This window comes from Herbaspirillum hiltneri N3 (assembly GCF_001267925.1).
GTDB classification, from domain to species: domain Bacteria; phylum Pseudomonadota; class Gammaproteobacteria; order Burkholderiales; family Burkholderiaceae_D; genus Herbaspirillum; species Herbaspirillum hiltneri.
Map to the genome: position 1 here is coordinate 3,496,289 of NZ_CP011409.1, position 20,342 is coordinate 3,516,630.

19 protein-coding genes and 1 tRNA gene are annotated in these 20,342 nt (G+C 61.4%); 9 read left to right on the forward strand and 11 right to left on the reverse strand.

From position 1 onward, the window contains the following. Positions 1–73 precede the first annotated feature (73 nt). Entirely contained in the window at positions 74–1,123 is a 1,050-nt protein-coding gene (locus F506_RS15965; protein WP_053199021.1) for an NADP(H)-dependent aldo-keto reductase, read from the forward strand. A 72-nt stretch (positions 1,124–1,195) separates the two neighbouring features. Here the strand turns inward: F506_RS15965 and F506_RS15970 are convergent, their stop codons facing one another. The 7 genes from F506_RS15970 to F506_RS16000 form a co-directional block, all read right to left on the reverse strand. Continuing rightward, on the reverse strand, positions 1,196–2,212 hold the full coding sequence (locus tag F506_RS15970) for a TRAP transporter substrate-binding protein (protein WP_083457956.1): 1,017 nt from the start codon (positions 2,210–2,212) through the stop codon (positions 1,196–1,198). 36 nt (positions 2,213–2,248) lie between these two features. Continuing rightward, positions 2,249–3,373, reverse strand: a complete 1,125-nt coding sequence (locus F506_RS15975) for a zinc-dependent alcohol dehydrogenase family protein (protein ID WP_053199023.1) — start codon at positions 3,371–3,373, stop codon at positions 2,249–2,251. 157 nt (positions 3,374–3,530) lie between these two features. Continuing rightward, positions 3,531–4,373 carry an HpcH/HpaI aldolase/citrate lyase family protein gene (locus tag F506_RS15980; protein WP_053199024.1) on the reverse strand — a complete coding sequence of 281 codons (843 nt, stop codon included), beginning with the start codon at positions 4,371–4,373 and terminating at the stop codon, positions 3,531–3,533. Then, positions 4,373–5,563 carry a CaiB/BaiF CoA transferase family protein gene (locus F506_RS15985; RefSeq protein ID WP_053199027.1) on the reverse strand — a complete coding sequence of 397 codons (1,191 nt, stop codon included), beginning with the start codon at positions 5,561–5,563 and terminating at the stop codon, positions 4,373–4,375. The genes F506_RS15980 and F506_RS15985 overlap by 1 nt, the downstream gene beginning before the upstream one ends. Positions 5,564–5,566: 3 nt before the next feature. Further along, a complete protein-coding gene (locus F506_RS15990; protein ID WP_053199029.1) occupies positions 5,567–6,940 on the reverse strand; it encodes an MmgE/PrpD family protein in 1,374 nt (457 codons plus the stop codon). A gap of 10 nt (positions 6,941–6,950) precedes the next feature. Further along, positions 6,951–8,111 carry an acyl-CoA dehydrogenase family protein gene (locus tag F506_RS15995; RefSeq protein ID WP_053199031.1) on the reverse strand — a complete coding sequence of 387 codons (1,161 nt, stop codon included), beginning with the start codon at positions 8,109–8,111 and terminating at the stop codon, positions 6,951–6,953. Between the two features lie 61 nt (positions 8,112–8,172). Then, on the reverse strand, positions 8,173–9,033 hold the full coding sequence (locus F506_RS16000) for an FAS1-like dehydratase domain-containing protein (protein ID WP_053199034.1): 861 nt from the start codon (positions 9,031–9,033) through the stop codon (positions 8,173–8,175). 302 nt (positions 9,034–9,335) lie between these two features. Here F506_RS16000 and F506_RS16005 point away from each other — a divergent pair, with 302 nt between their 5' ends. The 3 genes from F506_RS16005 to F506_RS16015 all read left to right on the forward strand — a co-directional run bounded on the left by F506_RS16005 (position 9,336) and on the right by F506_RS16015 (position 13,209). Next, positions 9,336–10,574 (forward strand): glutamate carboxypeptidase, encoded by a 1,239-nt coding sequence (locus F506_RS16005; RefSeq protein WP_053199036.1) that lies wholly within the window; start codon positions 9,336–9,338, stop codon positions 10,572–10,574. A 142-nt stretch (positions 10,575–10,716) separates the two neighbouring features. Continuing rightward, positions 10,717–12,183 carry a sensor domain-containing diguanylate cyclase gene (locus tag F506_RS16010; protein ID WP_053199038.1) on the forward strand — a complete coding sequence of 489 codons (1,467 nt, stop codon included), beginning with the start codon at positions 10,717–10,719 and terminating at the stop codon, positions 12,181–12,183. Positions 12,184–12,282: 99 nt separating this feature from the next. Then, complete coding sequence (locus F506_RS16015; RefSeq protein WP_016834099.1) at positions 12,283–13,209, forward strand: LysR family transcriptional regulator; 927 nt, start codon at positions 12,283–12,285, stop codon at positions 13,207–13,209. Positions 13,210–13,227: 18 nt separating this feature from the next. On the opposite strand, the gene F506_RS16020 is transcribed toward F506_RS16015, so the two are convergent. Further along, a complete protein-coding gene (locus F506_RS16020; protein WP_029363411.1) occupies positions 13,228–13,992 on the reverse strand; it encodes a sulfite exporter TauE/SafE family protein in 765 nt (254 codons plus the stop codon). A gap of 371 nt (positions 13,993–14,363) precedes the next feature. Here F506_RS16020 and F506_RS16025 point away from each other — a divergent pair, with 371 nt between their 5' ends. Both F506_RS16025 and F506_RS16030 read left to right on the forward strand, forming a co-directional pair. Then, entirely contained in the window at positions 14,364–15,167 is an 804-nt protein-coding gene (locus F506_RS16025) for an SDR family oxidoreductase (protein ID WP_053199039.1), read from the forward strand. Between the two features lie 54 nt (positions 15,168–15,221). Continuing rightward, positions 15,222–15,311: transfer RNA gene (locus F506_RS16030), tRNA-Ser, on the forward strand. A 129-nt stretch (positions 15,312–15,440) separates the two neighbouring features. Here F506_RS16030 and F506_RS16035 read toward each other — a convergent pair. Continuing rightward, complete coding sequence (locus F506_RS16035; RefSeq protein ID WP_053199041.1) at positions 15,441–16,067, reverse strand: TetR/AcrR family transcriptional regulator; 627 nt, start codon at positions 16,065–16,067, stop codon at positions 15,441–15,443. Positions 16,068–16,342: 275 nt separating this feature from the next. On the opposite strand from F506_RS16035, the gene F506_RS16040 reads away from it, so the two are divergent. The 3 genes from F506_RS16040 (at position 16,343) to F506_RS16050 (ending at position 18,622) form a co-directional block, all read left to right on the forward strand. Then, positions 16,343–17,044, forward strand: a complete 702-nt coding sequence (locus F506_RS16040; protein WP_053199043.1) for a glutathione S-transferase family protein — start codon at positions 16,343–16,345, stop codon at positions 17,042–17,044. Between the two features lie 15 nt (positions 17,045–17,059). After that, entirely contained in the window at positions 17,060–17,866 is an 807-nt protein-coding gene (locus tag F506_RS16045; protein ID WP_053199045.1) for an SDR family NAD(P)-dependent oxidoreductase, read from the forward strand. A gap of 75 nt (positions 17,867–17,941) precedes the next feature. Further along, the gene (locus tag F506_RS16050) at positions 17,942–18,622 is read left to right on the forward strand and encodes a haloacid dehalogenase type II (protein ID WP_144424188.1); all 681 of its coding nucleotides are present in this window, start codon (positions 17,942–17,944) and stop codon (positions 18,620–18,622) included. A gap of 298 nt (positions 18,623–18,920) precedes the next feature. Here F506_RS16050 and F506_RS16055 read toward each other — a convergent pair whose 3' ends face one another. Further along, on the reverse strand, positions 18,921–19,313 hold the full coding sequence (locus tag F506_RS16055) for a VOC family protein (RefSeq protein ID WP_053199049.1): 393 nt from the start codon (positions 19,311–19,313) through the stop codon (positions 18,921–18,923). Positions 19,314–19,355: 42 nt separating this feature from the next. Beyond that, positions 19,356–20,342 carry an SDR family oxidoreductase gene (locus F506_RS16060; protein WP_235471179.1) on the reverse strand — a complete coding sequence of 329 codons (987 nt, stop codon included), beginning with the start codon at positions 20,340–20,342 and terminating at the stop codon, positions 19,356–19,358.

Below are 20,342 nucleotides of genomic sequence, written 5' to 3' on the forward strand. Positions count from 1 at the left end.
CTTCATTTACCGCACGCCGTCTTTCGCGCTTGTCTCGTCTGTTGCGCTCCTGCGCTTTCTCAAAGGATCATTCATGCAATACCGCCCTCTTGGCCGCACCAACATCAACGTCAGCCTGATTACGCTCGGCACCATGACCTGGGGCGAACAGAATACCGAAGCCGAAGCGCACTCCCAGCTCGACTACGCCGTCGAGCGCGGCATCAACCTGATCGACGTCGCCGAAATGTATCCGGTGCCGCCCAAGGCGGAAACCCAGGGCCTGAGCGAACGCTACCTCGGCACCTGGCTGAAGAAATCCGGCAAGCGCGACCAGTTGCTGATCGCCACCAAGGCCACCGGCCCCGCACGCAAGCCGCACAACCCGCGCCATGTGCGCGGCGGCATCAACAATCTCGACCGCAAGGGACTGACCGATGCGCTCAATGGCAGCTTGGAACGCCTGCAGCTCGATCACGTCGACCTGTACCAGTTGCACTGGCCGGATCGCAGCGTCAACAGCTTCGGCCAGCTCAACTATGCGCACGTCGCCGACGAAGAAACCGTGGCCATCGATGAGACGCTGCGCGTCCTGTCCGAGTTCGTCAAGGCCGGCAAGATCCGCCACATCGGCCTGTCCAACGAGACCGCCTGGGGTGTTGGGCAATTCCTGCGCGCGGCCGAAAAATTCGATCTGGAGCGCGTGGTCTCGATCCAGAATCCTTACAACCTGCTGAATCGCAGCTTCGAAATCAACCTCGCCGAATTCGCCCATCGCGAACAGGTCGGCTTGCTGGCCTATTCGCCGCTGGCCATGGGCATGTTGTCCGGCAAATATGAGAACGGCGCCCGCCCCGCCGCAGGCCGCCTGACCATATTCGAGCGCTTCACCCGCTATTCCAACCCGCAGGCGCAAACCGCCACCACCGCCTACGTCGCGCTGGCACGCAAGCACGGCCTCGATCCGGCGCAACTGGCGCTGGCCTACGTCAACAGCCGCCCGTTCGTTACATCGAACATCATCGGCGCCACCACGCTGGAACAGCTGCGCAGCAACATCGACAGCCTGTCGTTGCAGCTGTCGCCGGAAATCATCGAGCAGATCGACGCGATCCACAAGACGCAGCCGAATCCGGCGCCCTGAGTTTCAATTCAGCGCTGCAAAACAAAAAGCCCGCCGGTTTGCGCCGGCGGGCTTCTTTAATGCTGCGAAAATTTACTTTGCGCCGAGATTTGCCGTCTCCTTATAGATTTCCTGGATAAGCTCCTTGCCGACGCGCGACTCCATCGACTTGTGCACCGGCAGCAAGGCCTTGCGCCACTCCGCCTTTTCGGCGTCGGTCAGGTAATACACCTTGGTCTTGCCGGAAGCCTTGATCGCCGCCAGCGCATCTTCGTTCTCCTGCTGTGCAATGGCGTTGGCGTAGCGTGTTGCATCCTTCATCGCGGACTCCAACTGGCCGCGCACATCCGGCGGCAGACTTTCCCAGAATTTCTTGTTCACGATCACTGCGTAGCCGATGTAGCCATGGTCGGACACCGTCAGCTGCGATTGCACTTCATGCACTTTCTGGGAGTAGATGTTCGACGGCGTGTTTTCGCTGCCGTCGACCACGCCGGTCTGCATCGCCTGGTACACCTCGGAGAACGCCAGCACCTGCGGATTGGCCTTGAGCGCCCGGAACTGTTCGTCCAGCACCTTGGACGACTGGATGCGCATCTTCATGCCGCGGAAATCGTCAACCTTGTGCAGCGGCTTGTTGGCCGTCATCACCTTCATGCCGTTGTCCCAGTAGGCCAGGCCTTTGATGCCCTTGGTTTCCAGTTTCCTGAACAGGCCCTGGCCGATCGGTCCTTCGGTGACGCGCGCCAACACTGCGCGATTGGGAAAGATATACGGCAGATCGAAGACTTCATATTCCTTCACGCCCAGCGGGCCGAACTTCGCCAGCGAAGGCGCCAGCATCTGCACCGCCCCGAGCTGCAAGGCTTCTAGTTCTTCCTTGTCCTTGTAGAGCTGGCTGTTGGGATACACCTCGACCTTCACGCGGCCCTTGGTGCGCTCTTCGGCCAGTTGCTTGAAGCGCTCGGCGCCTTTTCCCTTGGGCGTATTGTTGGCCACCACGTGGCTGAACTTGATGACGATGGTCTGCTGCGCCAGCGCCGGTGCCGCCGGTAGTGCGAAGGCCAGCAATACTGCGGTCGTTGCCGCAGCGAATAGTTTTTTGGTCATGCTTTGTCTCCTGGATGATGCTATTGGAAAAATCCGTCAAAAAACGATCAGATCGCGCAATCCCTCCCCTGAAGCCAGACGGTCGAAGCCGCTGTTGATATCCGACAGCGCCAGCCGCTGCCCCATCAGTTTGTCGATCGGCAAGCGGCCGCTTTGGTACAGGCCGATGTAACGGGGAATGTCGCGCAGCGGTACGCAGGATCCGATGTAGCTGCCCTTGACCGTGCGCTCCTCGGCCACCAGGCTGACTTGCTGCAGGGCCCATTTCTGGTCGGGTGCAGGCAGGCCCGCGGTGACCGTCATGCCGCCGCGGCGCGTCATCCGGTAAGCGGCTTCCATCGCCTGCACCGAGCCGGCCATTTCGAAGGCGTAGTCGACGCCACCCCTGGTCAGCGCCCTGACCTTTTCCACTGCGTCCGGATCGCGCGCATTGACCGTCGCCGTGGCGCCCAGCGACTTGGCCAGCGCCAGCTTGCTGTCGTGCAGGTCGACTGCAATCACTTCGCGCGCGCCCGAAGCCAGCGCGCCCAGCATGGCGCACAAGCCGACGCCGCCCAGCCCGAGCACGGCGGCCGTGGTGCCGGCCTTGACCTCGGCGGTATTGACCGCAGCACCGACGCCGGTCAGCACCGCGCAGCCGAACAAGGCGGCTTCGACCGGATCGATGTCGGCGTCGACCTTGACGCAGGAACGGCGCGACACCACGGCATGGTCGGCAAAGGCCGAGACGCCCATGTGATGATTGACCGGCTTGTTCTGCGCGCGCAGACGCAACGCGCCCGACAGCAGCTGTCCCTTGGTGTTGGTTTCGGCGCCCGGCTCGCACAGCGCCGGACGGCCTTCCATGCACGGCAGGCAATGGCCGCAACTCGGCACGAAAACTAGCACCACGAGGTCGCCGCGCCGCAGGTCGGTGACGCCGGCGCCGACCTCGACCACTTCGCCCGAGGCTTCATGGCCCAGCGCCATCGGCACCGGCCGCGGCCGCACACCGGTGATCACCGACAAGTCGGAATGGCACAGGCCGGCGGCGCGCATGCGGACCAGCACTTCGCCTGGTCCGGGCGCGTCGAGATCGAGCTCTTCGATGCGCAAAGGGCGACTGGTGGCGAAAGGTTCGACGGTGGTTGTTTCTCTCAATACTGCTGCCTGGATCTTCATGCTGTCTTCTCCGGTTCGAATGAATCCTCAGATGATACGGCCACCGTCGACCGGCACTTCCATTCCGGTCAGGAAATGCGATGCATCGGTGGCGAGGAACACGGCTACGTTGGCGGTATCGGATCGCTGCTGCATCAAATCATTTATTTCTCATCATCTATTCCTCGCGGATCTGCCGCAGGAATTTTTCGGCTTGCATGATGACCGGCTTATCGATCATTTTTCCGTTCAACGATATCGCGCCGCCATCGCTCCTCTCCACCGCCGCCATGACGGCGCAAGCCCAGACGACTTCCTCGGCGCTGGGCAGGAATCCCTGATTGACGATCCCGACCTGGCGCGGATGAATGCACAGTTTGGCGCCGAAGCCGATGCGGCGCGCCCGGCTGACCGCGTGTTCAAGGAAAGGCGCGTCGTCGAACGTGGTCGTGACGCCGTCGACCGGTTGCGCGATGTTCGCCAGTCGTGAAGCGATGACCATCTCGACCCGCAGATGCGTCAACTCGCTCTCCTGCGGTTCGCACTGGATGCCGAGATCGACCTGCAGGTCGATCGAGCCGAACACCAGTCGCTCGACATGCCGCGCCCGGGCGATATCGCGCATCTGCGCAATACCGACAGCGGTTTCGATCAATGGCAACAGGCGCGAACGGCTGCGCGGGCCGACGAAATGTTGGGCAATGTTGCGGATCGCGTCGCAGTCATCGGCCTTCGGCAATACGATGCCGGCGATTGGCGCATTGGCGAAACAGCGCACATCGTCGGCGTACCAGCCGGTGTCGGCGGCGTTGATGCGCACCCAGAGCTTTTCTTGCGGCGCCGCTTGCTGCGCCAGCCAGTCGGCCAGCGTGTCGCGCGCCTGCACCTTGGCGGCCGGCGCCACGGCATCTTCCAGATCCACGATGACTGCATCCGCACCGCTTGCCAACGCCTTGCCGTAACGGTCGGGGCGGTTGGCGGGAACGAACAGGTAGGAGCGCGCGAGCGGAAACGCAGACATCAGACGGCTCCGCGTGCGCGCAAGGTATCGATCTCGCCCTGCGCGTAGCCCAGTTTGGCGAGAATGGCGTCGGTGTGCTGGCCCAGTGCCGGAATGGCATCCATTCGAAAATCGAAGGTGTTGTTCACGCCCGGCGGCAACAAGGCAGGCAAGCTTCCGGCCGGCGAACCGACTTCGGTCCAGCGCTCGCGCGCCGCCAATTGCGGATGCTCCCACAGGTCTTGCATGGTGTTGACGCTGGCGTTGGCGATCTGTGCCTGGTCCAGCCGCGCCACCACCTCTTGCGCCGTCAGCGGCGCGAACATGTCGAGGATCAGCTTGCGCAGTTCGGCGCGGTTCTCGTGACGGCGCGAGTTGGTCGAGAAGCGCGCATCGTGCGCCAGTGCCGGATCCTGCAGGACGGATTCGCAGAAGACTTTCCATTCGCGCTCATTCTGCAGGCCCAGCATGACGACCTTGCCGTCGCCGGCGGTGAAAGGACCGTAGGGATAAATCGTTGCGTGCTCGGCGCCCGAACGCACCGGCGCCGATGCACCTTGATACGCGTAATACATCGGGAAACTCATCCACTCCGTCAGCGACTCCAGCATCGACAAATCGATGTGGCTGCCGCTGCCGTCGCGGCCACGCTTGATCAACGCCGCCAGGATGTGCGAATAGGCGTACATCCCGGCGGCGATGTCGGCGATCGAACAACCGGCCTTGGCCTGTTCGCCGGCGGTGCCGGTCACCGACAGGAAACCGGCTTCGCTCTGAATCAGCAGGTCGTAGGCTTTCTTGTCGCGGTAAGGGCCGTTCTCGCCATAGCCGGAGATGTCGCAGACGATCAGGCGCGGATTCTTCTTGTGCAGCACCGCCGCCGACAGACCGAGTCCGGCCGCCGCGCCGGGCGCGAGGTTCTGCACCAGCACGTCGGCCTGGTCCAGCAGCTTGCCGATGATGGCCTTGCCCTCCGCGTCCTTGAGGTTGAGCGTGAGGCTCTCCTTGGAGCGGTTGGTCCAGACGAAATGCGACGACAATCCGTTGACGCGCTCGTCGTAGCCGCGCGCGAAGTCACCCACGCCGGGACGTTCGACCTTGATCACGCGGGCGCCCATGTCGGCCAGCTGGCGCGTGCAGAACGGCGCGGCGATGGCGTGTTCCAGACTGACGACGGTAATGCCTTCGAGAGGACGGGTGGACGGCATCATGATTTATCTCGCGAATAAGTTGTTCAATGCATCGTTCACTGCAGGCGCCGCATGCAGCTGCCAGGCGTGAGCAATGATGCGGTCGGTTTCCTGCGGCGTGGCGGCGCGGGAAAAGCGGATCAGGCGCTGCGCCTTGTCTTCCAGCTCGTCGCGCGACAAGGTATTGTCCGGGTCGCCCTTCGGCACGTCGACGGCGGCGCTCAGATGACGGCCGTCAACGGTGTCGACCTCCACGCGTCCGAGCCAGCGTGCCGGATAGGCGGTGTTGACCTCCTCGTCCAGCGTCATCCGGACCTTGTCGCGGAATGCGCCGACCTTGCCGTCTTGCAGCGCATGCTGTTCGAACTCGCCCAGTCCGGCACTCTGATGCACCGCGATCAGTCCCAGCACCGTTCCCATCGAGAACTTGGCCTGATGCACCGTCTGCGGATTGACCACCGGACCGAGCACGTCGATGGCGCCTTGGTGCACGCGCGTATTCACGGCAACGATCTGATCGTGCTGCAAGCCCTCGCGCTGCATCAGCAACTGCAGCGCGTCAGCAGCCGGATGCGTATGGCGGCAGGAAGCATGAAATTTGAAAGAGGTCTCGGCGGTAGCCCAGCGCGCGCCGAGGCGGTCGGTCAGCCGGGCCGGATCGGCATCGGTCGACATCCCCGCCGCCATCCCTTGCGCACCTTCGAGGATGCGTTGCGCGCCGGTGAAACCGTCGCGCGTGATGTAGGCCGCCAGCAAGCCGTCGGCGGCGGCCTTGCCGGTATGCAGTTGCTTGGAATCGGCAGCGTCGCGCAAAAATTCCCACAGGCCGGCTGCCTGCGTACCGGCCGAACCGAGCGCATGCAGGAATTGATCGGCGTTGAACCCCATCAGCTTGCCGACTGCCACCGCTGCGGCCAAGGTGCCGGCCGTGCCGGTGGTGTGGAAGATGCGGTAATGCGAACGACCGAGGAATTCACCGATACGGATGCCCGCTTCATAGCCGGCTACGGCTGCCACCAGCAGATCTGCGCCCGACTTGCCGAGATCCTGCGCCGCCGCCAGCGCCGCCGGGAACACCACGGCCGCCGGATGGAACACCGAACCATTGTGGACGTCGTCCTGCTCCACCAGATGCGACGAGGCGCCGTTGACGAGCGCGGCGAAATACGGCGAACTATTCTTGCGATTGACGAGGATGGTGCTCGGTCCGCTGGACGGTCCCATCTTCTCGACGTAGCGTTCCATGATGTCGATCTGGCGTGCGCCCTTGCCCGCCAGGGCCGAAGCGAACCAGTCGAGGTAAAGGTCTTCGGTACGCGCAATCACGGACGCCGGGATGTCGTCATAGCGCAGGCCGGCGAGGAACTCGCTCAGGACGCGTGAAGGATGTGAACTCATGTCCGATTCCTCAGAAAGACCGCGGCAGACCGAGGATGTGCTCGGCCACATACGAATAGATCAGGTTGGTGGAAATCGGCGCGACCTGGTAGAGACGCGTCTCGCGGAACTTGCGCTCGACGTCGTATTCGCAGGCGAAGCCGAAGCCGCCGTGCGTTTGCAGGCAGACGTTGGCCGCTTCCCACGACGCCTTGGCGGCGAGGAATTTGGCCATGTTGGCTTGCGCGCCGCAGGGCTGATGGGCGTCGAACAGTTCACAGGCCTTGAAGCGCATCAGGTTGGCGGCTTCCAGCTCGATGTAGCTGTCGGCGATCGGGAACTGCACGCCCTGGTTCATGCCGATCGGACGGTCGAACACCACACGCTCCTTGGCGTATTGCGCCGCCTTCTCGATGAACCAGTACCCGTCGCCGATGCATTCGGCGGCGATCAGGGTGCGTTCGGCATTGAGGCCGTCGAGGATGTACTTGAAGCCCTTGCCCTCTTCCCCGATCAGATTCTCGACGGGGATTTCCAGGTTGTCGAAGAACAGTTCGTTGGTCTCGTGATTGACCATGTTCAGGATCGGACGCACCGACATGCCGTTGCCGATCGCCTGCTTGAGGTCGACCAGGAAGATCGACATGCCTTCCGACTTCTTCTTGACCTGATCCAGCGGCGTGGTGCGCGCCAGCAGAATCATCAGGTCGGAATGCTGAATACGCGAGATCCAGACCTTCTGGCCGTTGACGACGTAACGGTCGCCCTTCTTGACCGCGGTGGTCTTGATCTTGGTGGTATCGGTGCCGGTGGTCGGCTCGGTCACGCCCATCGACTGCAGGCGCAGTTCGCCGCTGGCAATCTTGGGCAGGTACAGCTGCTTCTGCTGCTCGGAGCCGTGGCGCAGCAAGGTGCCCATGTTGTACATCTGGCCGTGGCAGGCGCCGGAGTTGCCGCCGGTGCGATTGATCTCTTCCATGATCACGGAGGCCTCGGTCAGCCCGAGACCGGAACCGCCGTATTCTGCCGGAATCAGCGCCGCCAGCCAGCCGGCCTTGGTCAGCGCGTCGACGAACTCTTCCGGATAACCGCGCGCTTCATCGACCTTGCGCCAGTACTCCGGCGGAAAGGTGTTGCAAAGATCGCGCACGGCGTCGCGCAAGTCCTGATAGGCGTCCGACTGAGGAAGCATTAACGGTTCTCCTGCTGATGAATGAGTGGAACTGAGTGAAATGTGTGACGTAATTTCATGTTCAGGCCAGTACAGCCTCGGCCTGCATCGCCAGTTCGCCGCGCAGGTTCTGCGCCCACAGTTCGGCGCGCTTGCCGTCGTCCGACAATGTGCCGCAGATCTCGAAGGCGTCGATGTCGAACAGGCTGCCGACCGCGCGGAAGTTGAATTCCACCAGGCGCGCCAGCGGCAGGTTGCGCCCGAGCAGGTCGACCAGCAGCGTGGCGATCAACGGACCGTGCACGATCAAGCCGGGATAGCCTTCGATGCCGGTGACGTAGCTGCGGTCGTAGTGAATGCGATGGCCATTGAAGGTCAGCGCCGAGTAGCGGAACAGCAGCACCGGATCGGGCTCGATGTGACGACGCCAGTCGGCTTCCTTCGGTGCCTGCCGGGGCGCCACGGGAGCCGCCCCGGGCTGCGGCATGCCGCGATAGACGATGTCGTGTTCTTCATGGATCGCGACCTTGCCGTTGTGCGCGATCTCGTGCGCCACGGTGACGAAGGCCAGCTCGCCGGTCTTGCCCTTCTTGACGTCGACGCTGGCGATGCGCGAAGTCTTGGCCGCGGTGGCGCCGATCGGCAGCGGCGCCGTGAAACGCAGGCGCCCTCCGGCCCACATGCGGCGCGGCAGCGGCACCGGCGGCAAGAAACCGCCGCGGCGCGGATGGCCGTCTTCGCCCACTTCCGACTGACGGCACGCGGTCCAGAAATAGATCCAGTGCCACAGCGGCGGCAAGGCGTCGCCTGCGGCCGGTACTTGCGGATGGTCGAGCGTGGCGGCAAGCGCGGCGGCGAAGCCCGGGTGGATGAAGTCGCTACGGCTTTCGGTCTTGCCGACCCATTGACGCAACAGCGTCAGGTCGATGTCATGCTGGCTCATGAAATACTCGCAGAGGATCGCAGTGAAGTGAGCGGCGGATGAGCGCCGGGTCACGAATGGAGCAGAGTCTGAAGGCCGCAAGTTGTCAAAACAATCTGTATTTTCCGAAGGGGGGCATCGTCTGGCGTGAAGTCATCGATGTGCGGGCGCATCATTTTCCCCGCCGGATTTCCTCCAATGCAGCGCCGCCGCTGGCCTCAATACGCAGCATTTGCGCCGCACCGTTCCGCTGCTATAGTGGCGACACGCCGCCATCCATGCGGCCAAAGTTTATTATTCGATCAACATTCCACGAGAGATCCATGAAGAAAAACCATTTGATGTCGCTCATCGCTGCCCTCGCCTGTACCGCTTCGGCCGCCTCCTTCGCTCAGGTCAATGCCGACAACGCGCTGTTGCAAGCCGCGCAAAAACGCAAGGACGTGCTGGTCAAGGATCTAGGCACGCTGGTCAATATCGATTCCGGCACCGACGACGCCAAGGGACTGGCGCAGGTTGAAGCGATACTGGCGCAGCGCCTGAAGGAAGTCGGCGCCAGCGTGGAAATCGTCGCGGCGCCACCAGCCGCCGGCAAGATGGTGATCGGCAAGCTGCAGGGCAACGGCAGCAAGAACATCATGCTGATGATCCACTACGACACCGTGTTCGGCATCGGCGAAGCGGGCAAGCGCCCCTTCAAGATCACGGGCAACAAGGCCTTCGGTCCGGGCGTGGCGGATGCCAAGGGCGGCGCGCTGCTGATCGTGTACGCGCTGGATATCGCGCGCGAACGGGGCTTCAAGGATTACAAGACGCTGACCGTGCTGTTCAATCCCGATGAAGAAAAAAGCTCGCTCGGTTCGCGCGACATGATCACCAAACTGTCGGCCGACCAGGATTACGTGCTGGTGTTCGAACCGCCTGAAGCCGACGTCGTGACCGTCGCCACCAACGGCATCGCCTACGTCCACCTCGACGTCAAGGGTCGCGCCTCGCACGCCGGTTCGGCGCCGGAAGCAGGCCGCAACGCCGCAGTGGAATTGTCCAACCAGATCATCCAGCTGAAGGACCTGGGCAGCCAGGCCAAGGGCACTACCGTCAACTGGACCGTGATCCAGGCCGGCGATCGCGTCAATATCATTCCTGAAAAAGCCAGCGCCACCGCCGACATGCGCATGTCCGACGTCGGTGAAATCCAGCGTGTGCAGGCCGATGCCGACAAGATCATCCAGAAAAAGCTGATCCCCGAAACCGAGGTCAAGGTCAAGGTGGAAAACCGCCGTCCGCCGTTCAGCAAGAACGCCGACAGCGATCGCCTGGCCGCCACCGCCGACAGCATCTACAAGGAACTGGGCAAGTCGATCACGCCGGTCTCCATGCGCTACGGCACCGATGCCGGCTTCGCCTACAATCCCAAGACCGGCAAGCCGATCGTGCTGGACGGCATGGGCATCGTCGGCGACCGCATCCACTCCTCCGACGAATGGGCCGACCTCGACAGCGTGGTGCCACGCCTGTACCTGACGGTGCGCATGATGGAAGCGATGGGCAAGGGCAAGTAAGCTTCCCGAAACGCAGGAAAATGCCATCAGGAAACCTTCCTGAAAATAGCAACACAAACACATCGGACCGTCATGGTCCGTTGTGTTTTCTGACGTTACAATTGCCGCGTGCCGTTCCGGTACGCGCAATTACAACGAAGCAATGAACAATACGAATCGGGCATGGGAAAGCCCACGATGGTGGTTTTATATCCTGTTGCCGCTGGTCCACTTCGCCAGCGTCAAGCTCACCTTTTTCTGTGCCGTCACTCCCGAGAACGAAGTCGTCGTCTGGCTGCCCAACGCGGTGCTGCTGGCGGCGCTGATGCGCTTTCGCGGACAGCGCGGATGGCTGATGGCGATACTGACCTTCTGCTCCGACACCTTCGCCAACATGGCCGTATTCACGCCGGCCGTCGCAGTGCAGCTGAGCGTCATCAACCTGATCGAAGTCGCCGTCACCTATTTGCTCATGCGCCGCGCCGGCGCATCGTCCGACCTGAAACGCGTGGAAGACCTGCGCAAATTCACCATCGCCGGTCCGCTGATCGGCACCCTGCTGGCGAGCCTGATGGCCGCCGCCGTGCTCAAGACGCAGATGGCGACCGGCACGCCGTACCTCACGCTGACGCGCCTGTGGTGGTTTGGCGATGCACTCGGCATGATGATATATGCGCCGCTGCTATTGGCTTTGACACAGACCGACCATGAGCCCGTAAGGCTGCACAAGACGGATGCCCTGGCGGTGCTGGTGATCGTCGTGCTGGCAGGCGTGATCTTTTCGACTTACGGCGGCGCCATCAACGGCGTCTCGATGACGCCGACGCTGCTGTTGCCGATGGTGCTGTACATCGCCGTGCGCTTCGGGACGCGCTGGACGGCCTTGACGGTGGCGCTGGTTTCGCTCGCCGTATCGATCATGTTGACCAGCGGCAACCGGCCTTTCGGCGATATCTCGGTGCATCTGGAAATCATCCACGCACAGGAGTTCATCCTGACGCTGTGCATCGTCGGCATCGGCTTCTCGATCCTGATGGATGAATTGCGCGTGCGCGAACGCGGGCTGGAAGCGCGTGTACGGCAACGCACCCACGAACTGGAAGATTCCAACAGCAAGCTCGCAACCCTGAGCCAGACCGACGGCCTGACCGGCATTGCCAACCGGCGCCGCTTCGATGAAGTGTTTGCCGCAGAATGGAGCCGGGCCGGACGCAGCGGCCAATCGCTGGCGCTGGCCATGCTGGACGTGGATTATTTCAAGGCCTACAACGACACCTACGGACACCAGTGCGGCGACGATTGCCTACGCGCCATCGCCAACCTGCTCGGCAAGAACGTGCGCCGCGTGGGCGATCTTGCAGCACGCTACGGCGGCGAAGAATTTGCCTTCATCGCACCCATGACGGACAGCCACAGCGCGCTCGGCATTGCCGAAACCATCCGTCGCGCGCTGGAACAACTGAACTTGCCGCACGCCGCCTCGCCCTTCCATGTCGTCACCGCCAGCATCGGCGTCGCCGTGATCATTCCGGGCAAGTCGGATACGCCGCAAGGCCTGCTGCAGATGGCGGATGCGGCGCTGTACCAGGCCAAGCAGCAAGGACGCAATCAGGTGGTGCTGGCCGGGTGATCGGGATACCTGCCACAACCATGCAGGTTTTAGGCGTAATATAAGTGCGGACAAAAAGACCGGCGCCCCTCATGCTGGCGCTCACTTCAGAGAGACATCATGCTATTCGACCTCACCGACCTGCGACTGTTCATCCTGATCGCCGAACTCAACAGCCTCACGCGCAGCGCAGAGCGCATGAACCTGTCGCTGGCGGCGACCAGCAACCGCATCAAGGAACTCGAAGCACGCTTCGGCATGCGCCTGCTCTACCGTGAAAGCAAAGGTGTGCAATTGACGCCGGCGGGACAGACCTTTCTCTCACACGCGCAGCAATTCATGCAGCAGGTCGAGCGTCTCAAGGGCGACATGCAGCAGTACAACAACGGCATCAAGGGATATATCCGCATCTTCGCCAACACCACGGCAGTGACGGAGTTCATGCCGGAAATCCTCGGCAAATTCCTCACGCTGCATCCGCAGGTCAACGTGGCGCTGGAAGAACGGCTGAACCACGACATCATGCGCGGCATCCAGGAAGGCACGGCCGACATCGGCATCGTCGCCGGACCGGTGCAGGGAGAAGGACTGGAGATCCTGAATTTTTCAACCGACAAGCTGATCCTCGCCACCGCGCTGGAACATCCGCTGGCCGGCGTCGGCAAGGTCACTTTCGCCGAGACGCTCGAATACGAACACGTCGGCCTGCATGAAGGCAGCACGCTGCATCACTTCCTCAACCGCATCGTGTCGGAAAGCGGCCAGCGCCTCAAGCTGCGGATCCAGGTGCGCAGTTTCGAAGCGATGTGCCGCATGGTGGAGACCAACGTCGGCATCGGCATCGTGCCGCAATCGGCTGCGCTGCGCCACAAGCAGACCATGCAGCTGAGCCTGGTCGAACTGAGTGATCCGTGGAGCGTGCGCGAGCGCAGCATGGTGGTGCAAAGCCTCGACGCCCTGCCCCTGTATGCACGCGATTTGGTGGAATTCATCCGCCAGCAAACGGCGCAGGTGCCGCCGGTGCCGGTGGAGAAGGAAGCCGCCTGATTGTTGTTTGAAGAAGGCTCAGCCGTGCGTCATCATCCAGGCGGCAATCGCAATCAGCGCTCCGCAGAACAGCATGCGCAACCGCCGCTCCGGCAAATGGTGCGCCAGCGCCACGCCCCAGGAAATGCTGAGCACACCGCCCAGCGCCAGCGGAATACCGACACTCCAGTCGACATGGCCAGCGCTGGCGTAAGTCCATAGCGCCACCAGCGTCCCCGGCGTAACCATCGCCAGGCCCAGGCCCTGCGCCGCAGTCTGCGTCATGCCGAACAGGCCGACCAATCCCGGCACCGCCACGATGGCGCCGCCGACGCTGAAGAATCCCGCCGATGCACCCGCCGCCAATCCCATAAGGAAGATGTATTTCTGCGGCAGGCGCGCGCGCGGGATCATTTCCTTTTGCCTGCGCAGCAAGGTCCACAGGTAGTACAAGGCCAGCACCACCATGAACAAGGCGAACGCCAGATGCAGCGAGCGCGCCTCGATCGAGGTTGCAAAGCGCGCCGCGAAGTAAGTCGTGAACACCGCCGGCACCGCCATCTGCAGCGCCGAACCGAGCTCGATCTTGTTGCGCTGCTTGTAGCGCCAGAAACCGATCACCACATTGGGCACGATCATCACCAGCGCGGTCCCCTGCGCCAGTTGCTGGTCCATGCCGTACAGGAATCCGAGCACCGGAATCGCGATCAGCCCGCCGCCGATGCCGAACAGCCCGCCGATGGCGCCGAGCACGCCGCCGAGGAAGAAGTTGACCACGACGGTGAAATACAAAGAATGCATCATAGGTGTAAAGTACGCACTTGGCCGGACAAGTCCCGTCGTAAAAACACAGAGGACTTGCCGAACTGGCGACCCAAAAGGAGATAGGCGTGAGTAACGGAAGCAGCGGCGTTCTGGTAGTTGTACTTGAAGCGGGCGTGGTGATCATCATTGCGCTGGCGATTTACCTGATCCGGAAAAAATAAACGCATCATCGTCCGCAACACCGCAGCCCATCCCTCCTCAAGCTGTCCGCCAGTTTATCAGCCAGCCTTCGCCGTCACAAGCGAAGCGCGCGATCTGCTCAGAAACGCCCGATGAAATTTTTTAATCCGGCGCAGCAATGTATCGACCACGCAAGAATGTGACACCCCAACATTAAGGAATCAGGAATCATGGATCTAGGACTTCAAGGAAAAATCGCCCTCGTCTGCGGCGCCAGCAAAGGCCTCGGCTACGCCTGCGCCGAACACCTGGCGCGCGAAGGCGCCCACGTCGTCATCGTCGCCCGCAGCCAGGACACGCTCGACCAGGCCGCCGAAAAGCTGCGCGCGCTCGGCAACATCAAGGTCATCGCCGTCGCCACCGACATCGCCACGCCCGAAGGCCGCGCAAAAGCACTTGCCGCCGTCGATGAAATCGCCGGCGAGCCGGGCCACGGTCCCGACATCCTCGTCAACAACGCCGGCGGTCCGCCGCTGGGCGATTTCCGCGACTGGGATCGCGAGATCTGGCTCAAGGCCATCGACGCCAACATGCTCACGCCGGTCGAGCTGATCAAGGCCACCGTCGACCAGATGATCAAGCGCGGCTGGGGTCGCGTCATCAACATCACCAGCAGCTCGGTCAAGGCCCCGCGTTACGACCTCGGCCTGTCCAACGGCGCCCGTTCCGGCCTGACCGGTTTCGTCGCCGGCGTCTCGCGCCACATTGCCAAGAGCGGCGTGACGATCAACAACTTGCTGCCCGGCAGTTTCGAAACCGATCGCCTGCGCAGCAGCTTCGTCGGCTCCGCCAAGCTCACCGGCGAAACGCCCGACGAAGTCCGCCTGCAACGCATGGCCGAAACCCCGGCCGGCCGCTTCGGCGACCCGGACGAGTTCGGCGCCACCTGCGCGTTCCTGTGCAGCAAGCACGCCGGCTACATCAATGGCCAGAACGTGCTGATGGACGGCGGCGCTTACCCGGGTATTTTCTAAAAATCTGAAAAGGACGACGGCCGGGAGAGTCATGTATAATGCCCGGCTTGCGCAGGAAGGTTGGCAGAGCGGTTGAATGCACCAGTCTTGAAAACTGGCGAGGGTGAGAGCCCTTCGTGAGTTCGAATCTCACACCTTCCGCCAGACACCATACAGAACGGGCCTTACAGGCCCGTTCTTCATTTCTACCCACAAATTTACCCACAAAAAGCGAATTCACTCGCGCGTGCAATATTCTCGGGGTCTTGGTGTGGGCCCGGATATTCAGTCAGCTCATTTTAACGGCACAGATTTTCTTCGCGCCGGCGCCGCAGCTGGTGGTTCAAGCAGCGTCAGCGCCGGCCTGATCATTCCTTCCAGCAGCGCCTTTTCGGGCTTGGTGCGAGCGAGAACCCGTACGCCGATATGCAGGCCCAGCAGCATTCGGCCCAGGTCGGCGGCCGGGATCGCTGACTGTATCGAACCGTCGCGTTGCCCGGCCTGGACGTTGCGGAAAAAGAATCCTTCGATCTGGCTCAGCACGTCGTTGACGATGTCACGAAACTCCGGATCATGCGGCGCTGTTTCCAGGGCCGAGTTGATCAGCATGCAGCCGCGCCGCTGGCGGTCATTGACGGAATGCTGAATGATTTCGGCGAAGAACGCCCTGATCGCTTCAAGCGGCGGCAGTTGCCCTTCAAAACGTTGCACACGGTCGGCGAAGCTGGCGGCGATGTAGTGCTCCAGCGCCCGGCCGTACAGGCCGCGTTTATCGTCGAAGGCATTGTAGAGGCTGGCTTTGGTCAGGCCCGTCCTTGCGACGAGGTCATGCATCGAGGTGGCTTCGTAACCATGCTTCCAGAAGCATTGCACCGCCGCATCCAATACCTGCGCTTCATCAAATTCTCTTGGGCGTCCCATGAAATATTTTCTCCGACGTGATTTTCCGTTTGCAGGATATCAGGTTATCCGGCATGATCCTGATCATATTAGACCAATTGGTATAAAAATAATCGACAGCAAGGAGACTTCTGTGCAAACGTTCTGTGAACTGTTTTTGGCGCTGTCGGCATGATGGCCATCGCGGTCATCGCCACCGGTGTTTCCGTGGCGGCCAGGCCACCGGCTCACAGCACCGTTAGCTTCGTGCCGGCGCCTGAACGTCAACGTCCACTTCCAACAAGGAGCATCCGCTAATGATCCGCTTTTATTTCCATCCCACTCCGAACCCGGCAAAAGTCTCGCTGTTTCTTGAAGAGACCGGCCTCGACTACGAGATTATTCCCGTCGATACGCGCAAGGGACAGCAGCACGATCCCGAATTCCGCAAGATCAATCCCAACGGCAAGGTGCCGGCCATCGTCGATACGGACGGACCGGGAGGCGTGCCGGCAACAGTCTTCGATTCCACCGCCATTCTGCTGTATCTGGCGGAAAAGACCGGCCGCTTTTTCGGCCAGCCTAAGGACCGCGGCGAAGTCTTGTCCTGGCTGATGTTCATCGCCACCGGCCTGGGACCTTTCTCGGGACAAGCCGTCCATTTCCAGCATGCGGCGCCTGCCGGCCTGGATTATGCAGTCAACCGCTACCGGCGTGAAATCGACCGGCATTATCAGGTGCTCAACCAGCGGCTGGAGGGGCGCACCTATATCGTCGGTGACGAATGCACCGTCGCCGATATTTCGGCGTGGGGATGGGTGGACCGGGCCGGACACGTTTTCAAGAAACCGGAAGATCCGCTGGGCGACTACCCCAATGTCAAGCGCTGGTTCCAGGCCATGGACGCCCGGCCGGCGACTGCGCGAGCCCGGAAGGTCGGCGCCGATATCGATTTCAAGAAGACCAATGACGAAGAAGCACAACGGGCCTTGTTTCCTTCTAACTATCCTGCCGTCTGATCCGGAGAGAGCGCCATGAATGTAAAAGGAAAACGTGTATTGGTGACGGGCGGCTCTAGCGGCATCGGTTTGGCGATGGCGCAGGAACTGGTGCGCAAGGGTGCGCGCGTATTCATCGTCGGGCGGCGCGCGCAACTGGTGCGCGAAGCGATCGGCCTGCTGCAAAGCGAAGGTGGACAGGCCGAGGGCATCGACGCCGACGTCGTGACGGCCCAGGGACGGGAACGCATGATCAGCCTGGCGCGCGCGTGGCTGGGCGGTATCGATATTCTCATCAACAATGCCGGCGGAGTACGTGCCGGACGGCTTGAGGAGACTCCGGACGCCGACATCGTCAAAATGATAGAAGTCAACCTGATCGCACCGATCTTGCTGACGCGCGACGTCATGCCGGACCTGCGTGCGTCGGGCGACGGCATGGTGGTCAACGTCGCATCCGGGATCGCTCTCGTCGGCGTTCCTTTTTACGCCACCTACGCTGCGGCCAAGGCCGGCATTTCGCATTTCGGCGAAGCACTGCGCAGGGAGCTGAAGGGCGAAGGCGTGCATGTGTTGACCGTCTATCCGGGCGCCACGGAAACGCCGATGATGGCCTCATCCAAAGCAGGGCCCGATCTGGGCTTTGTGCGGGAGTCAGCGCAGGCGGTCGCGCAAGCGGCGGTGCAAGGGATCGAAGACGGCGTGTTTCAAGTGATCAGGGGTGGCGAAGTCCGCGCCAACATGATTGCTCAGAATCGCGCCGATCCTGCTTCGCTGGACGAGCGTTTCCTGACGCTCAAGCCGAAACTTTCCGAAGCCGTGAAAGACCACTCGGCGCTATAGCCCGCCGGATACGGCATCGCGATACAAGACAGATACATGATTGATACGAAGAATCACGGAGGAGACATGAACAAGCTGGCAGGCATCAAGGCGGTGGTATTCGATTTGTATGGCACGTTGTACAACGTGCATTCCGTCGCTCAGCGATGCGATGAGGCTGCACCGGGACGCGGCATGGAAGTCAGCGTGCTCTGGCGCCAGAAGCAGCTGGAATATTCATGGCTGCGCAGCCTGATGGGTCAAACCATCTCGTTTGAACAGGCGACCAGGGATGCGCTGGCGTTCGTGTCGGCGCACTTCAAGCTGGAATTGGATACTGCAGCGATGGAAACGCTTTGCGACGCTTACCTGAATTTGTCGCCCTATCCTGAAGTGCCGGATGCCTTGCGCAAGCTGCAGGAGATGAAGCTGCCGATGGCGATATTGTCTAATGGCTCCGATTTTTCGATCAGCAAGGTGGTCGGCGGAAGCGGACTGCAGTCATTTTTCTCGCATCTGCTGAGTGTGGACGCCGTCGGCGTCTTCAAGCCTGATTCCCGCGTATACGCCCTGGCAGGCAAGGCGTTTTCTCTGGCTCCGGAGGAAATGCTGTTTGTCTCGTCCAATGCGTGGGATGCCGCGGGCGCGGCGCATTACGGCTTCACGGTCTGCTGGATCAACCGTAGCGGCAATACTTTCGACGAACTCGGCATCAGTCCTGCCGTTGTCGTCGGGGGACTGGACGAGGTGCCCGGCCTGCTGCTCAACGGAGCCTGAATAGCCGCATGCGGCGATGCAAGCCGGGCCAGTATTCGCCGATACGTCGAGCAATAAAAACATCCTTCCGATGAGAGCCCGAATGGCAGATCAGCAGAGTATCTGCAGGCCTGCATCCTGCCCCTTGTTGATTTGCACGCGAATTAATCTGTTTTTGTATTTCAATGAACAACGGCCCGATCGAAAATCCGACCGGGCCGTTAAGGAAAGACCAGGAAAATATGACGCACGCGTGCTGAAAAACGTCACTGAGCGGCATTACCCTTTACGGGTATTTTCTGTTTTGGACGAGTGAAGGTCAAAACAGCTTCTTCCAGCCCTCCTCCCGGTCCTCCCGCGTATTCACTTCAATCATGATCCCCTCCGGCATGCGGCAAAAGAAACGGGAACCGCGTGAATTGTTGAATACCTCCGTCTCCATCTGCACGCCCTCCGTCTTGAAGGTCCGGTAAAGTTGCTTCACCTCTGCCAGCGTAGCCATCTCGAATCCGAAATGGAAATTCGCAGGCCAGCTGACGTCATCGCTGGTGTGGTCAAGCACGATGTCGAAACCGTCCCTTTTCAAGAGGATATGTTTGCCGACGGCGACAATCTGGCAGCCGAAATGCTGCTCAAAAAATGCAGCCGTAGCGATGGGGTTCTTTGTGGGCAGGCTGAGATGATTCAGCGGCCCGGTGCATTGAGTCGTCATATAAAATTCTTTCGTAAATTCAGGAATGAGGATGCTTGTTCTTCAGGCGGGGTTCATGACCGCAAACATGGCGTCATAGCCGCCATCACGCTCCGCCCAGCGCCGCGGGAGGTCACGCTCGAGCAGTACTTCTCCGCGCGGCGTTTCACCGTTTTCCAGCAGGCGCAGCACCTCCGCCAGATAGTCGGGCAGCGGCATTGCACGCGGGTCGTCGAGCTGGTGCGCGCCGGTCAGGCCGGTCTGCACGTAGGGAGGTGAAAGCTCCAGCACCTCGATCGGGAAAGCGCGCATCTGATGCCGCAGCGACTGCAACCAGGAATGCAGGAATGCCTTGCTGGCGCAGTACGTCGGGAAATCCGCGCGCGGCACGAAGGCCAGTGCGGAGCTGGTCGCCAGGAATGCGGCGTTGGGCTTGCCTTTGAGCAGCGGCAGTATCGCCGCTGCAACGCGCAGTACGCCGAGGATGTTGGTCTGGACGATGGCTTCTGCATCGGTCGCAGTCCAGTCATCCAACACCATATCCTCAGTGCGCGATATTCCCGCATTCGCAATCAGCACATTGAGTTGGGGAAAGCGTTCACGCATCTGAGCGGACAGCTGCGCCAATGACGCCGCATCATCCACGTCGACTTTCAGCCCGACCAGACCGGGGCGAGTGTTCGCCATCTCGTCAAGCAGCGCCTGGCGCCGCCCCGTGACGATGACACGATTGCCGCGGTCATGCAGGGCCTCGGCGAGCGCGCGGCCGATGCCGCTGGTGCCGCCGGTCAGGAGAATGGTATTGCCGGTGAGTTTCATTGAATTACCTTTTGGTTCGGTTGCGATAAAGCCGCCAACCAGACCTGCAAGGTCCTGCTTCTCCCTCCGGATCGCCTTGAGAAGAATCGACAAGGCGAACACGGTCCAGCCGATATCCTTTGCGCAAGCGGCGGATATCGAAAACTGGCAAATCTGTAATCTGAAAATTTCAGATAGGCGTATGCCCGGGAGGGCAGAATATGCGGTCATCGTAACGGCGTCCTGAATCAT

Bases quoted from the DNA above. Each gene is read 5' to 3' on its own strand.
- F506_RS15965 (WP_053199021.1), top strand. From the start codon at position 74: ATGCAATACCGCCCTCTTGGCCGCACCAACATCAACGTCAGCCTGATT.
- F506_RS15970 (WP_083457956.1), bottom strand. From the start codon at position 2,212: ATGACCAAAAAACTATTCGCTGCGGCAACGACCGCAGTATTGCTGGCC.
- F506_RS15975 (WP_053199023.1), bottom strand. From the start codon at position 3,373: ATGAAGATCCAGGCAGCAGTATTGAGAGAAACAACCACCGTCGAACCT.
- F506_RS15980 (WP_053199024.1), bottom strand. From the start codon at position 4,373: ATGTCTGCGTTTCCGCTCGCGCGCTCCTACCTGTTCGTTCCCGCCAAC.
- F506_RS15985 (WP_053199027.1), bottom strand. From the start codon at position 5,563: ATGATGCCGTCCACCCGTCCTCTCGAAGGCATTACCGTCGTCAGTCTG.
- F506_RS15990 (WP_053199029.1), bottom strand. From the start codon at position 6,940: ATGAGTTCACATCCTTCACGCGTCCTGAGCGAGTTCCTCGCCGGCCTG.
- F506_RS15995 (WP_053199031.1), bottom strand. From the start codon at position 8,111: ATGCTTCCTCAGTCGGACGCCTATCAGGACTTGCGCGACGCCGTGCGC.
- F506_RS16000 (WP_053199034.1), bottom strand. From the start codon at position 9,033: ATGAGCCAGCATGACATCGACCTGACGCTGTTGCGTCAATGGGTCGGC.
- F506_RS16005 (WP_053199036.1), top strand. From the start codon at position 9,336: ATGAAGAAAAACCATTTGATGTCGCTCATCGCTGCCCTCGCCTGTACC.
- F506_RS16010 (WP_053199038.1), top strand. From the start codon at position 10,717: ATGAACAATACGAATCGGGCATGGGAAAGCCCACGATGGTGGTTTTAT.
- F506_RS16015 (WP_016834099.1), top strand. From the start codon at position 12,283: ATGCTATTCGACCTCACCGACCTGCGACTGTTCATCCTGATCGCCGAA.
- F506_RS16020 (WP_029363411.1), bottom strand. From the start codon at position 13,992: ATGATGCATTCTTTGTATTTCACCGTCGTGGTCAACTTCTTCCTCGGC.
- F506_RS16025 (WP_053199039.1), top strand. From the start codon at position 14,364: ATGGATCTAGGACTTCAAGGAAAAATCGCCCTCGTCTGCGGCGCCAGC.
- F506_RS16035 (WP_053199041.1), bottom strand. From the start codon at position 16,067: ATGGGACGCCCAAGAGAATTTGATGAAGCGCAGGTATTGGATGCGGCG.
- F506_RS16040 (WP_053199043.1), top strand. From the start codon at position 16,343: ATGATCCGCTTTTATTTCCATCCCACTCCGAACCCGGCAAAAGTCTCG.
- F506_RS16045 (WP_053199045.1), top strand. From the start codon at position 17,060: ATGAATGTAAAAGGAAAACGTGTATTGGTGACGGGCGGCTCTAGCGGC.
- F506_RS16055 (WP_053199049.1), bottom strand. From the start codon at position 19,313: ATGACGACTCAATGCACCGGGCCGCTGAATCATCTCAGCCTGCCCACA.
- F506_RS16060 (WP_235471179.1), bottom strand. From the start codon at position 20,342: ATGATTCAGGACGCCGTTACGATGACCGCATATTCTGCCCTCCCGGGC.